The 13,285-nt window shown below is 36.8% G+C and carries 10 protein-coding genes and 1 pseudogene; 3 read left to right on the top strand and 8 right to left on the bottom strand.

From position 1 onward, the window contains the following. Positions 1-7 precede the first annotated feature (7 nt). The 3 genes from QF044_RS01860 (at position 8) to QF044_RS01850 (ending at position 1,978) form a co-directional block, all read left to right on the top strand. Positions 8-406, top strand: coding sequence for an immunity 22 family protein (locus QF044_RS01860; RefSeq protein WP_307262976.1), 399 nt, complete (start codon positions 8-10; stop codon positions 404-406). Between the two features lie 148 nt (positions 407-554). Further along, entirely contained in the window at positions 555-1,187 is a 633-nt protein-coding gene (locus QF044_RS01855; RefSeq protein ID WP_307262973.1) for a hypothetical protein, read from the top strand. A 53-nt stretch (positions 1,188-1,240) separates the two neighbouring features. Continuing rightward, positions 1,241-1,978 (top strand): hypothetical protein, encoded by a 738-nt coding sequence (locus QF044_RS01850; RefSeq protein ID WP_307262971.1) that lies wholly within the window; start codon positions 1,241-1,243, stop codon positions 1,976-1,978. Positions 1,979-2,231: 253 nt separating this feature from the next. Here the strand turns inward: QF044_RS01850 and polA are convergent, their stop codons facing one another. The 8 genes and pseudogenes from polA to QF044_RS01810 form a co-directional block, all read right to left on the bottom strand. Further along, a complete protein-coding gene (gene polA, locus QF044_RS01845) occupies positions 2,232-5,090 on the bottom strand; it encodes a DNA polymerase I (protein ID WP_373462580.1) in 2,859 nt (952 codons plus the stop codon). Between the two features lie 302 nt (positions 5,091-5,392). Then, entirely contained in the window at positions 5,393-5,800 is a 408-nt protein-coding gene (tssD, locus tag QF044_RS01840; RefSeq protein WP_307262968.1) for a type VI secretion system tube protein TssD, read from the bottom strand. A 310-nt stretch (positions 5,801-6,110) separates the two neighbouring features. Continuing rightward, on the bottom strand, positions 6,111-7,022 hold the full coding sequence (locus tag QF044_RS01835) for an ankyrin repeat domain-containing protein (RefSeq protein WP_307262966.1): 912 nt from the start codon (positions 7,020-7,022) through the stop codon (positions 6,111-6,113). Between the two features lies 1 nt (position 7,023). Continuing rightward, positions 7,024-8,286: a PAAR-like protein gene (locus QF044_RS01830; protein ID WP_307262964.1), complete on the bottom strand. Its 1,263-nt coding sequence runs from the start codon at positions 8,284-8,286 to the stop codon at positions 7,024-7,026. Further along, positions 8,283-9,146 carry a hypothetical protein gene (locus QF044_RS01825; protein ID WP_307262963.1) on the bottom strand — a complete coding sequence of 288 codons (864 nt, stop codon included), beginning with the start codon at positions 9,144-9,146 and terminating at the stop codon, positions 8,283-8,285. Before QF044_RS01825 ends, QF044_RS01830 begins: the two co-directional genes overlap by 4 nt. A 33-nt stretch (positions 9,147-9,179) precedes the next feature. Beyond that, a pseudogene (locus QF044_RS01820) lies at positions 9,180-11,380 on the bottom strand (type VI secretion system Vgr family protein). A 218-nt stretch (positions 11,381-11,598) separates the two neighbouring features. Then, the gene (gene tssD, locus QF044_RS01815) at positions 11,599-12,009 is read right to left on the bottom strand and encodes a type VI secretion system tube protein TssD (protein ID WP_307262960.1); all 411 of its coding nucleotides are present in this window, start codon (positions 12,007-12,009) and stop codon (positions 11,599-11,601) included. Positions 12,010-12,383: 374 nt separating this feature from the next. Continuing rightward, positions 12,384-13,253 carry a lytic transglycosylase domain-containing protein gene (locus tag QF044_RS01810; protein ID WP_307262957.1) on the bottom strand — a complete coding sequence of 290 codons (870 nt, stop codon included), beginning with the start codon at positions 13,251-13,253 and terminating at the stop codon, positions 12,384-12,386. Positions 13,254-13,285 lie beyond the last annotated feature (32 nt).

The raw sequence follows: 13,285 nt of genomic DNA, 5'->3' as shown, positions 1-13,285 counted from the left end.
ATAATTTATGGAGAAAGAGACTTCACACTTTTGGCTGGGATATTTTAAAAATGAAGAGGATTTTTATCATTTTATAGAAGAAGATGAGACGTATTACACGGAAGAAGAAGATGAGGACCAATATGTTTCAAAGTTTGCAGAAACTCAAAATATCCATTGGTTTGACGATGATTTTCTGGAATATGGCTTTGAGGATGAAAGTTTAGGAATCTATGAAAAATTCACGGATTATTCTTATGCTGATCAATGGCTTCTGGCTGTTGAACAGAAGATCAACGAACTGGGTCTGGAAACTCCTGTAAATGCTATTATTTTAGCAAAGAAATACGCCATTCCCAATCCTGTTTCAGTGGATGATGAAGAATATGCACTGTATTATATCGGTGAGATTGAATACAATATCTAACCCCTTATGAAAAGGGCTTCAATAAAGGATCACGAGAGTCTGCTGAAGGTTTTTGTGATCCTTTATTTACATCAACCCTTGTAAGTATCCCGGAATGAATTTGATTATCTGCAGAATTTTTATTTTTAAATAAGAAAGAGCTTTTGATATGAAAAAAATTATTGCCATTAATTTAACTGTTATACTTCTTCTCATTACAGTGTACATTGTAGGGTATTATTTCCTTAATTATCCTATGCAGTTTGATTTGTGGTATATTGTTAAAGAATGTCAGCTCCAATACCTTCCTGCCGTTTTTGCTATTACAGCTTTAGTTTCTTATCCGATCAGCAGTTTAAATTTCAAAAATCTGAGTTTTAAAAGTAAATTTCTTAGGGTATTTCCTCTTTTAAATTCTCTGGCATTATTGTTTTTTGTTTATATGGCTGCAAATGAATTCATAAAAAACAAAAGTGAACTCACTAAGCAAGAAAACTACTATATCCGTGAGGCAGAAAAAGATATAAAAAAGGACCAAATTGTAGTAAGATATGCAGGTGGATTTTTTATCCCGGCCTATGATAAACAAACAAGCATCCGAATAGACAGTATCACTGAAAAATACGGCATCATTTCAAAGAATACTGGCTGTACGTTTGATCCGATAGATATAAAAGCTCAGGAAAAATACAATGAACTGACTGATCATTATCTGGAAAAAAGGAATGGGAAAGGTTGGAAAGAAAGAATGAAAAGAGAGATCGGCGATCTGAAAAAGATTAAATACTCAGAAACCGAATAGGGTCAATTTATAAAAGATCTCTACATTTAAACAAATCACAAAATTAAAAACCATTGAAAAAAATTATTCCTTCGCTGGCTTTTTGTCTTTTGACCTTTTATTCCTGCAAAAAAGATAAAGCATCAGAAACAAAGCAAAAAGATGATACTACCGCTAACAAAACTGTACAAAAAGATTCTGCAAACGGTCAAAACGCTGGAAAGCCGACCGAATCTTTTAAAACCGGGAAAAAACTATCCGATCTGGTACCCGACGGATATGAAATTCAGTATGATGCGGAAGGAGATCTTAACCAGGACGGGCTGGATGATGCAGCTTTGGTCATTAGAAAAAAGGAAGATACATTGGATGGCAGGAAAATATTAATCCTGCTCAGAAATCCTGATAAAACTTATCGACTGGACAAGGTTTCGGAAACTGCTTTACCAGATGAATACAATGAAGCAGGCTATAAAATGTATAATCCTGAAGATATTGCTATCAATAAAGGAGAACTTTCAATCAATCTTTATGATATTGGCCCTAATGGAAATCAGTTTAGTAAATTTAAATACCTGAACGGTGACCTTATCCTTTCCTATATTGAAACCTATAATATGGGAGCGGGTTCCCATTCTGCATTGTACTACGAGCCAATGAAAGGAAAACTAACCCATGAAACCATCAATACCATGGAAGAGGAAATGCCCTCGCAATCTAAAACAATATCTCTAAAAAAAGAACGCTATTTATTTGAGAAAACATCTCCTGATGATGCTATACATAAAGCTTATGATGCCATTCATGATTAAATATTCTGCTTTCCTTTAGCGGTGAAACTACCACAAAAGTAGTATTTCGCAGGAAATTTATACTTACTATCTTTATCAAGTTCACTGGGATCAATATTATCCTTTGGGACGAGCCTTAAAAACCACAGACGAAGGTAAAATCAATGAGGTGAAAAATGATTACAACAATTTTCTGCATAATACAGAAAGTTCAGAAGGCTAAATTTTTTAGTCTTCTTTTTATATCAAAAAAAGGTGAGCTTAAAAACCCACCTTATTTTTTATTATTACCCTTTATTAATGCGCTTCCAGCCAGTTCTTCCCGACTCCCACCTCTACCAATAATGGCACCCTGCGTTTCTAATGCGCTTTCCATTTCAGTTTTAATCAGTTTTGAAGCTGTTTCAATCTCATCAATTGGCGATTCAAATAAAAGTTCGTCATGTACCTGAAGAAGCATTTTGGTTTGCAGATTCTGGGCATCCAGTTCTTTATCAATTCTGATCATTGCCAGTTTCACCACATCAGCTGCACTTCCCTGAACGGGAGCATTTACAGCATTTCTTTCTGCATGGCCTCTTACTACAAAATTATTGGAATTGATATCTTTCAGATGACGTTTTCTGCCTAAAATGGTTTCAACGTATCCCATCTGGCGGGCTTTGCTTACCTGCTCAGCCATGTATTCTTTTAATTTCGGATAGGTCTCAAAATAGGCTTCGATCATCTGCTTGGCTTCAGACCTAGAAAGCCCGGTCTGTTCTGCCAATGCAAAGGCCCCCTGCCCGTAAATAATTCCAAAATTCACGGTCTTTGCTTGGCTTCTCTGTGTTTTGGAAACCTCTTCCAAAGGTATTTTAAAAAGTTTTGCAGCGGTTGAGGCGTGAATATCTTCTCCATCCTGAAATGCTTTGATCATATTGTCTTCTCCCGAGATCTCAGCAATCAGACGAAGCTCGATCTGCGAGTAATCGGCAGAGATGATCTTTTTACCTTCTCCTGAAACGAAAGCTCCTCTTATCTGCTGTCCGCGAAGTGTTCTGATCGGGATATTCTGAAGGTTCGGATTGACACTCGCCAGACGGCCTGTAGCAGCAGTGGTCTGGGAGAAATTGGTATGCACTCTGTTATCCTTTTTATCGATCTGCGAAGGCAAAGCATCTACATAGGTAGATTTTAATTTCTGATAGGTTCTGTATTCCAGAATATGCTTGATAATTTCATGCTTTGAAGAAAGTTTCTGAAGCACATCTTCGGAAGTGGCGTATTGCCCTGTTTTTGTTTTTTTGGCTTTAGGATCAAGCTGCATTTTCTCAAAAAGGATTTCTCCAAGCTGTTTCGGGGAATTCATATTGAATTCTTCTCCTGAAAATTCAAAAATTTTGCTTTCCAGCTGTCTGAGATCATTTTCAAGATCAATGCTTTCCTGTGCAAGCCATTTTTCATCAAGTGAAATTCCGGCCAGCTCCATTTTAGCCAATACCTCCATGAGAGGCATTTCTATGTTGAAGAACAGGTCTTCTAAGTTTTCTTTTTTCAGTTGTGGAGCAAACAATTCGTACAACTGGAAAGTTATATCGGCATCTTCCGCAGCATAATCAGTCTGTGTTCTAAGATCTGCATCTCTGAAAGTTCCCTGATTTTTTCCTTTCTTTCCGATAATGGTTTCTATGGAAACGGGTTTGTAGTTCAGATAAACTTCGGAAAGGTAATCCATTCCGTGTCTTCCATCGGGATTCAGTAGATAATGAGCGATCATGGTGTCAAACATGGCACCCTTCACGGTAATATCGTACTGTTTTAATATTTTATAATCGAATTTTAAATTGTGTGCGATTTTGAGCAGATCTTCTTTTTCAAAGAATGGTCTGAATATTTCGAGTGTCTGAAGCACTTCTCCTTTGTCTTCAGATAAGGGAATATAATAAGCCAATCCTTTTTTGTAGGAAAAACTCATTCCCACAAGCTCGGCTTCCAATTCGTTTAGTGAAGTGGTTTCTGTATCAAAACAGACCACTTTCTGCTTCAACAGGTTATTAACAAGTACTTTTTGTGCCTTTGGATTGTCCACGAACTGATAAAGGTGATCATTCTGCTCAATATTTGATTTGGTCGAAGTTGCCTGATCCAGCTCTTCAAAATTGGCAAACAGATCCAGCTGCATGACCTGTCCCTTTACCTGTGTTCCTTCGGCTGTCTGCTTAACTTCTACTTCACTTACGATCACCGTTTCTACAGGCGCAGAAGCAAAGGCTCTGTAAAGGTTTTCATATAGTCTTCTGAATTCAATTTCATCAAAAACTTCTTTTACTTTTTCGAAATCGGGAGTATCAAGATCGTATTGTTCCTGATGGAATTCTACAGGGGCATCACAGATGATAGTGGCTAGTTTTTTTGACAAAATTCCACGTTCTGCAGAGGCTTCTACTTTCTCTTTTAGTTTTCCTTTCAGTTTATCTGTATTGGCCAGAAGGGTTTCAATATTGCCGAATTCTTTAAGGAATTTCATAGCAGTTTTCTCGCCCACTCCATCCAGACCGGGGATATTATCTACTGCATCTCCCATCATGGCAAGAAAATCAATGACCTGTTTAGGGTCTTCGATCTCGTATTTTGCTTTTACTTCTTCTACTCCAAGGATCTCGATATCACCACCTTTTAACCCGGGTTTATAGATTTTAATATGATCGGTAACCAGCTGGGCAAAATCTTTATCAGGCGTTACCATGAATGTGGTATAACCTTCTTTTTCTGCTTTACAGGCGATAGTTCCTATAACATCATCCGCTTCATAGCCTTCTACCCCTAAGATGGGAATATGCATTGCCTGCAGAATTCTGTGAATATATGGAATAGCAATTTTGATCGCTTCAGGAGTTTCGCTCCTGTTGGCTTTGTAGTCTGAATAATCATCAGTCCTTACGCTTGCCTGCCCAACATCAAAAACAACTGCCAGATGGGTCGGCTTTTCTCTTCTGATAAGTTCTATCAAAGAATTGGTAAAGCCAAAAATAGCAGAAGTATCCAATCCGGTGCTGGTCAGTCTCGGATTCCTGATGAGTGCGTAATATCCTCTAAATATCATTGCATAAGCATCGATGAGAAAGAGTCTTTTATCTTGTGTTGCGTCCATAGTATCAATAATGAACAAATATAAGAAAATAGGAATATTTCTTTGAGTTATCAGTGATGAATTATGGGGTATAAGTTTTGTGGCGAGGAATACCGGTTGAGTGTTTGAATGTCTTAGAGTTTCGGGGGCTGTTTCCGTAGTTAAGAGGTAGACAGTACGTCATCATCTGATGTCTGATGTTTGATCTGATGTCTAACATCCTAACTTTATGCACGTTATTTTTTACAGATCATTTAAAAAAAACAGAACAGCATTGCTGCTGTTCTATCGGATGTTATTTTTACTAAAAAGACTTGGGTCTATTAATTGCCTCCCGGCCACATTCCACGGTACTCAGAGTTACCTTGGGTAATGACTTCTGCGCTTACTACAAAACTGATCAGCATACTGTTGCTGTCAATAGCATCGAAGTCAACTTCGTGTTGGATCACATATCCGTTTTCCCACTTTAAAGTAGTCAGTGTACCTTCTTCGTGAGATTTATTGAAGGTAACTTCACCTGTTGTAGGTTTGTATTTTCCGTTCAATAAGCTTTCTAAGATATCAGATTTTTCAGTTGCTTCTACCGTAATTTTGATAAGGGCGTTGGAAGGGTCTGATGCTACACGCCCTGAAACGTCTGTAGATCTTGATACGCTGTAGTTCAGCTTTAATAATTTCTGACCTTCTCCCCCGTTAAATTTTAAAATTCCTCTTGAATTTGCTGCCATAATTTGTGAATTAATTGTTATATATTTTGTGAATAGTGATTGATTACAGAGCAAAGATAGCCTTGGTGCAGGTAAGGAAAAAGTTTTTGAATGTAAATCTGAAATATTGTAGTAGTTCTACGATTTGATGTAGTAATACTACGACTTTTGATTTAACATAATGCTGTAAATGTCTGTTTTAAAGTAGAAGGAATGCTTTTAGGAAGGTTCGATTTCTTTATGTTTTACTCTATTATAGGAAATATAAAAACAAAATCAGACCTCATCCGGTCTGATTTTATATTTATTAAAGTATTGTTTCCAGTGGTCTCTATTTTCCCTTTACAATAGCCAAATCTTCCTGATAGCGGTTTTCACCATAATTATTCTCAAAATTTATTGATATTTTATCTTTAGGGCCTAAATTTTCATAAAGCTTTATTCTAAGTTTCGCCTCTTCTACAAGGTCTTTCTCGTATGGAAATGTTACATTATACTTTTCAATTAATTGTTTTTTTATTCCAAATAACTTTTGGTAATAAGGAGAATCTGGTAAATTTCGTTCATTTTTCTGCTTTTCCTTATATTGAATATAGTCAGCCATTGGACAAAGATTGGTCCCTTTTATTTTAGGCTGCCCTCCTTTTTCCAGAAAATAACTGGCTAGATCAAGATCATCTCTTGTAGCATCTTCCATAATATTGCCTCCATTGTAAGAGATGTTATTAATATCTGCACCGTGCTCCAGCAAATAATTTATCATTTTTCTTTCAGTATTTTCGTCTCCTAACATCATTGCATCACTAAGCGGGCTGATTCCAATTGCAGGATTAAGCATCGCATGATATTTTAGCAACATATTCAACATATCATAATGATTAAGTGCTACAGCATGCCTGACTGGTAAGCCTTGCGGTGTGATGATATTAGGATCAGCGCCATTTTGTAATAAAGTTTCCATTGCTTTCATATTTTCAAGCAATGCGGCATAGTGCAGCAATGTATATCCCTTATTTTCCTTCTCACTTAGTTTGTTGATTACTTCAGGATGAGACTTAATGGTATTTATGAATTCAACATTGTTTTCATCAAAAATATTTTGTGCAGCCTGACGCTGTGCTCCATCAAACAATTTCCCGGGTGGAAGATTTTTTCTATTTGCATTTTTACGTGACCTAAAAACAGAATCTGAACAATTGGTAAGTGTCATAATGGATAGAAGTATTAAAATAATTGTTTTCATATTATATATTATTAGCTACAACATCTGTGTTGATAGTGTCCATCATCGCCTGAAATGCATCTGCATAAGCACTATGCCCGCTTCCTAAAGTTTTAATACCAAGCCCTTCATTATCTTCGATATATCCAAAGATTTCATTTTGTTCTCCTAAAGCTCTTGGTGCAGCTCCAGTAAGACCTCCAAATCCAGCAAGTAGATTTAGGCCAGGGATTCCTGAAAATGCTAAAGTGGATAGTAATCCTTCTCTATTATTTTGTAATCCATTAAGAATATCATTACTTGTACTATAATTGATAATATTTGAAGTTGATTTGACAGCTCCTTTTTTATCGAGATAATTTAAAGTATTTTGATGAACTCCTCTTGCATTAAAGGTATATCCAGGAAGTCCCGTATAATAGGAAGCCATGGCACTGTTTCCTCCGCCTAATGAATGTCCTGTAAATTTCACTTTTCCTTTGGTTGCATTATCCATTTTCTCTGCAAGGCTTCTTGTTTTTTCTATTTGGGGAGTATCAAACCCAAAGGCTTGTCCTCCATCTTCAATAAACCAGTCATGGTAAAATTGCATGCCTTTAGGTTCGGAACCCCTGAATGCTACGAAGTAATCACCTGTATCTTCATTATAATATAAAGATGCAAAGAAACCATTATCACTATTTGTATTAAAATCTTCTTTTTTCAATGCTCCGGGTCCAAACAGTTGGTCTAATTTACTTTGATCATCAGTATTGATACGGGTATAACCATCTATTTCTATATCATTCCCTTCCTTATCTTGGTAGCCATCATCATAGGAATCCTTTGCCATTTCACTGGCAGTGCTGGCTTCCTGCAACTGCATAATTGGTAAGTGAAAGGTAACTTCTCCTCCTATAAAGCAATGTAAGCTGGAGTTTTGCAGTAAAGGTTTTTTATTTTCAATTTTTACTTTTGGATGTGTATTTTTCCAATCACTTCCTTTGCATAAAAATGAGCATATATTAAGACAATCATCGATTAACGCACTGCCAGCCCAAGCAGCTGCTGCCAGAACAAAAAGTCCTCCTGAAAAAGCCGCCGCAACGGCCACTCCGGCTAAAGCTCCCGCCATCATCATTTCAGGACAAATGAAATTGTCTTTAAAGCGGTCATCTTCTGTAGCCATCAGCTTACCTCCCTTCTTCAATTTTACTGAAGACTGAGAACTGACTCTAATTCCTATAAGCCTTCTCCCCTTACTACACATAAGAGGGGTATCCTGTGCTATATATAATTGACTCATACTGATACTTTTTTATTTAGTTTTATATGATATCTGCAGACATAAAACATGTTTTCATTCAGTTCCTCTTTCACATGGAACATCACTTCAGATAATACTGAATCTTCGTTGTACACATACTCTCCTTCTACTGAATAGGCATATGCTAAAGCACTGCCCAACGTCCTTTGATACTTATCTTTATACACATTTTCAAATTGTGACTGGTCATCTTTATTCTTAGCTTCCAGTTTCACTATATAGCCCCCTTCATCTCTTTTAGAAATTTTATAATGGGAGCTGTATCTTAATTTTTCGCCCGGAAAAAGAGTAGATAAAGCAGTTCTAACCGGAATTTCATCTATGAAACCTCCTCCTCTAAAAGCAGGCAACGGATAAAACATAATCTGGTATAAAAAATTCAGTTTAATATTATCATCTATATTATTAAACTCCTTATCATAGATATGTATAAAAGTTTTATAGCTCTCTTTTACCAATTCAAAAAAGTGTAAATCTTTTTTTATCTCGCTCCATTTATTTAAAACTTCATTTTTATTGGTGACCTCATCAATGCTTTTATCCGTATGTAAAGATATTTCCAATACCTCTGTTGCCTTATTTATTTTTTCAAGGATCTCGTAAAAAGGCTGCATTTGTCCGTCAGACTGAATATATCTTTGAGGAGAAGAGTTGATTGCGATATGGTTATATTCTCCCGGTGAGATGATCCAGTCTTCTTCTATTTCTGTTTGATTGGCTTTTCCTTTTCCTAAAGTAAGATAAGATTTAATATTAATATTATATTCTGCCATTTTATACCAGGCGTATTTAAATCCTGATAAATCATCTATTTTTTCATTGGTCAGTTCTATTGGCATATTCTAACAGATTTTAAGAGCATCATTACATCCTTAATTGATATCTACAATGCTTCCGGTAATAAATAGATCTCCCGTCGCATTAATTGATGTTTTCGATTGACTATGAATACTTAAATTATCCTGTGTTACCAACAGAGCATTTTGTAATGAATTCATATCCAGCATACCTTCTTTAGCAGAAACACTAATCCCTTCTTTGGTAATCGTAATGGTATTTTCGCCTACTTTTAACTCAATCTTTGTTTTTCCTTCTAATGATATATTTCCGGCAGCATCCATCTTCAGAAAAGCATTTGCACCCTCTCCTTCTTTACCTCCTACATTAATAGCGCTTGTACTTCCTGCATTAACGGTATTGTTATTTCCTACATTGACTGTTTTATTATTATTGGCATTTGTCTGTGCATTTCCCGCTCCGTCAAATTTCATATTGGCACCACCTTGATCGGTCAGGAAAACAGAACCTTCACCATCATTTAATTCCAATTTATTTCCGCTTCTACTGCTTAAACTTTTTATGTTATTATCAGTTCCGCCTCCGCCTCCGATTCCACCATGGAACATTCCTCCCATTACAAACGGACGGTCTGGGTGCTGGTGCACAAAGTTTACAATGACCTGATCTCCAACCTCCGGAACAGCCATAAAGCCTCTGTTTTTTGCTTACTTTGTCACTGCTTCCTGCGTCTGGTGTCATTACACGTACAAATTCAGTACTATCCTGTCCGCCCTGCCAGTCAAATTGTACCTGCACTCTCCCTTGGTTTAAGGGATCTGTATTTGAAATTACTTTGGCAAATTGTGGCTCTGCTTTTGGGTTTTCAAATTCAGGACGTGGAATAAATCCCGTATCGGCTGCAATAGCTTCAAAAGTTCCGTCATAATAGCCTCTTGCATTTACTTCATGGGTAACTCCAATGATCATTAGTTTGGTAAAATAAGCGGTATCATTGCTCTCTGTCTTACGCATTTCAATATCTGCGGTACATCCCGGATACAAGAACGGCACTGTTGTAGAACCTGAGGTGATGAAAACTTCAGATGCTTTACTTCCTGCTGTTCCTTTTTGGGATGCATCAATATCCATAAAAGAGGTGGCCTTGATTGGGGCTACTCTTAATGAAGGTGTTTTGAAGGTTTTTTCTGATATTTCGTAAGCACGTTTGGCAATATCTGAAGTATGGCTGATCTTTGAGGCTCCGGTAATCAGTTTTTCATTTTTACTGCTGTTGTAGCCATAAAAACTAGGACTTACATGCTGTGCTTTCATTTTGATCGTAATATCGCTCACACTGCTGCCATAAGTAAGTTTAACCGGTTTTTCCTGTGGCGGAAGTTTTCCAAAATGCAGTACTTCACCATCATAATAAAACTGTTCACCATATGCTTCTGCAATTCTGGCCAGATAATTATAATGGGTTTCTTCATATTGGGAGCTGTACGGAACATTTCCATGCTGGGCATCTACCCTGAAATCAAATCTGTTCTGTCCAAGACCTTCTTTTATCACATGATCTGCAATACTGTTCAGGCTTACTTCCTGTTTTCCTCCGAAACTCTGAATATGGGGTGCCGCATCCAGTAAAATGGTTGGACTGTAACCTTTAAGAACAATGTTTCCAAGGCTTCCTTTTTCCTGGCTGAAACCTACTTCCGTAATAACGCCCACGAAATTACGTTCGGGTCCCTGCTCAATATCTTTATATTTAAATACAACTGTAATTCTTTTTCCTAAAAAGTTCTGTGCCTGCTGCAAATTATGATTTTCCGGGCCTCCTAAAGTATCATGGGCAAGGGTCAGACTAAATTCATGATGCCTTGAAGCACTCTGAACCAGCTTAAAATGTTTGAAATGTTTGATAAGTTGTCCCTCAATCACTACATCAAGTTTTATAACCCGGTTGATGCCTGCAATATAGCTTTCAGGAAGGGCTGCTGCATTGTGTATTTTTGAGGTGGGCTGTTTAGACCACACTCTATTTTCGGTGACGGATGGGTTATTGGGCACAAGAGTCTGATTCATGAACATTTTAGAATTCTGGGCAGTACCGGCGTATATTTCCTGTGCTTTTTTTGCAGATTTTTTAACTGCTTCGTCGGCTTTCTGAAGCTTATCATCTACTTTTTGTACCGCAATATCTTTAGCTTTTTTAAGCTGTTTCTTCTCCTGCGATATCTTTAACATTGCTTGTCGGGCTTTGTGGCTTTATCGATTGGTCATCTTTAAACATAGGGTGTGTTTTTAGTTAAATTATTTATAAATTTAAATAGCTTCCACATGCTTACAGCAATACAGAGGCAGCTTCTTCATCCCTATTGCCGGAGCTATAAGGACTTCAGTAGGTTCAGCATTTTGGTTCTGATGGCTTAGAATGAGAAAAACAGAACAGTATATTCTTGCGAATATACTATCCTGTACCAATTTATTTTTACTAAGAGATTGTTCGGATTATTTCCCTTCCAAAGGCCAAAGTCCGTCGAACTTAGAGTTACCATAATCAATAGTTTCAGCGCTTACGACAAAACTGATCAGCATGCTGTTTTCGTCTATTGCGTTGAATTCTACCTGGTGCTGGATCACATATCCGTTGTTCCAGTTTAGAGTGATTAAGGTTCCTTCTTCGTGAGATTTGTTAAAAGTAACTTCTCCTGTTGTAGGCTTATACTTTCCGTTCAATAAGCTTTCAAGGATGTCAGATTTTTCAGTAGCTTCTACTGTAAGTTTAATAAGAGCATTGGAAGGATCTGATGCTACACGTCCTGAAACGTCTGTAGATCTTGATACGCTGTAGTTCAGCTTTAATAATTTCTGACCTTCTCCTCCGTTGAATTTTAAGATTCCTCTTGAATTTGCTGCCATGATTTGTAAATTTTAATCGTTAATATTTTGTGATTTGGTGATTGATTACATAGCAAATATAAAACGTCATTTTACAAAAAAAAAGTTTTTAAATATAAATTTCAATATTTGTAGTAATTCTACGATTTCATGTAGTAATTCTACGATCATAGATTTAAAACAAGACAACAATCAACTGATTTAAAATTAATTACAAAAATATAATTCTATATAATTTTATTGACACTTTTCCACATATACGGGAAATACAAAGAGTTTTTTAAGAGGAATCAGTATGTTTTTACCAACAAAATATTATGTATTGAAATGATATTAATGCATAAAAAAAACCGTCACAAGAGTACGGCTTTAATTATTTTATAATAATGTAATTTTTATTGCTGAACACGGACTCCTTCTTTTATAGATCTGGAAAGAATCTTATTTTTCCTCAAAAGAAAATCCGGCATAAGATCTGTGGGGAGATATAACTGGCTTTCTCCTTTTTTCTGCAATTCTTCTACAATTCCAGGATTCCAGGCAAGGATCTCATTGACTTCCACATCAAGCTCATCTGCAATGACATCGAGGTTAAATCCTGCATTAATTTCAGTTTCCTGAAGGGATACACCGCTATTTCTGCCACGTCCCCCTTCTGTAAAGAAAATTTTATTCAGTCTTGAAGAGTTATAATTGTTCAAAACACTTTCCAGTTCACCGGTTGCATAGCATGCGTTCAGGTATTTCTTCACATGGTTGATGGTTTCTCCCGGAAGATATCTGGAAAATACATGATATTGCGTAGAACCTGCAGCCTGCATGGCTTTGGCAATATTCCCTTCTCCACAGTTGTAAGCAGCTACCACCGTGATCCAGTCACCATATTTTCTGTAAAGGTTTCCCAATGACACAACGGCTATCTTGGTACTTTTATATACATCTGTACGGTTCTGCTCGGTAAGACCATACTGATTGGCGTGGGCAGTCATGAACTGCCATATTCCTACTGCCCCGGCCCCGGAGGTAATATTCCTGTTAAAATGTGACTCTATCAGGGCAAGATTTCTTAAATGCTTAGGCAGCCCTTTTTCCGCTAAAGAATATTCTATAAATTCTACAATTTCCTTATTGGCATTAATGATATTATTGTATTTTTTCACGCTGCTTTCCGAAGTATCTGAGGCAGCAAGAAACTGTCCGTTCATCATCAGAGAGGTCCCGGCCAACATTATTCCTGTAAAGATATTTTTGAATAGGGTTTTCATTTTTATATTATTTATAACAAAGCGAAAGAGCA

The sequence above is a fragment of the Chryseobacterium sp. W4I1 genome, from assembly GCF_030816115.1.
GTDB lineage: Bacteria > Bacteroidota > Bacteroidia > Flavobacteriales > Weeksellaceae > Chryseobacterium.
Note: the sequence above shows the minus strand (reverse complement) of the source record. Positions and strands in the feature narration are given on the sequence as shown.

What these genes read in the sequence shown, in the direction of transcription:
- QF044_RS01860 (WP_307262976.1), top strand. Translation starts at nt 8, where the DNA reads ATGGAGAAAGAGACTTCACACTTTTGGCTGGGATATTTTAAAAATGAA.
- QF044_RS01855 (WP_307262973.1), top strand. Translation starts at nt 555, where the DNA reads ATGAAAAAAATTATTGCCATTAATTTAACTGTTATACTTCTTCTCATT.
- polA (WP_373462580.1), bottom strand. Translation starts at nt 5,090, where the DNA reads ATGGACGCAACACAAGATAAAAGACTCTTTCTCATCGATGCTTATGCA.
- tssD (WP_307262968.1), bottom strand. Translation starts at nt 5,800, where the DNA reads ATGGCAGCAAATTCAAGAGGAATTTTAAAATTTAACGGGGGAGAAGGT.
- QF044_RS01835 (WP_307262966.1), bottom strand. Translation starts at nt 7,022, where the DNA reads ATGAAAACAATTATTTTAATACTTCTATCCATTATGACACTTACCAAT.
- QF044_RS01830 (WP_307262964.1), bottom strand. Translation starts at nt 8,286, where the DNA reads ATGAGTCAATTATATATAGCACAGGATACCCCTCTTATGTGTAGTAAG.
- QF044_RS01825 (WP_307262963.1), bottom strand. Translation starts at nt 9,146, where the DNA reads ATGCCAATAGAACTGACCAATGAAAAAATAGATGATTTATCAGGATTT.
- tssD (WP_307262960.1), bottom strand. Translation starts at nt 12,009, where the DNA reads ATGGCAGCAAATTCAAGAGGAATCTTAAAATTCAACGGAGGAGAAGGT.
- QF044_RS01810 (WP_307262957.1), bottom strand. Translation starts at nt 13,253, where the DNA reads ATGAAAACCCTATTCAAAAATATCTTTACAGGAATAATGTTGGCCGGG.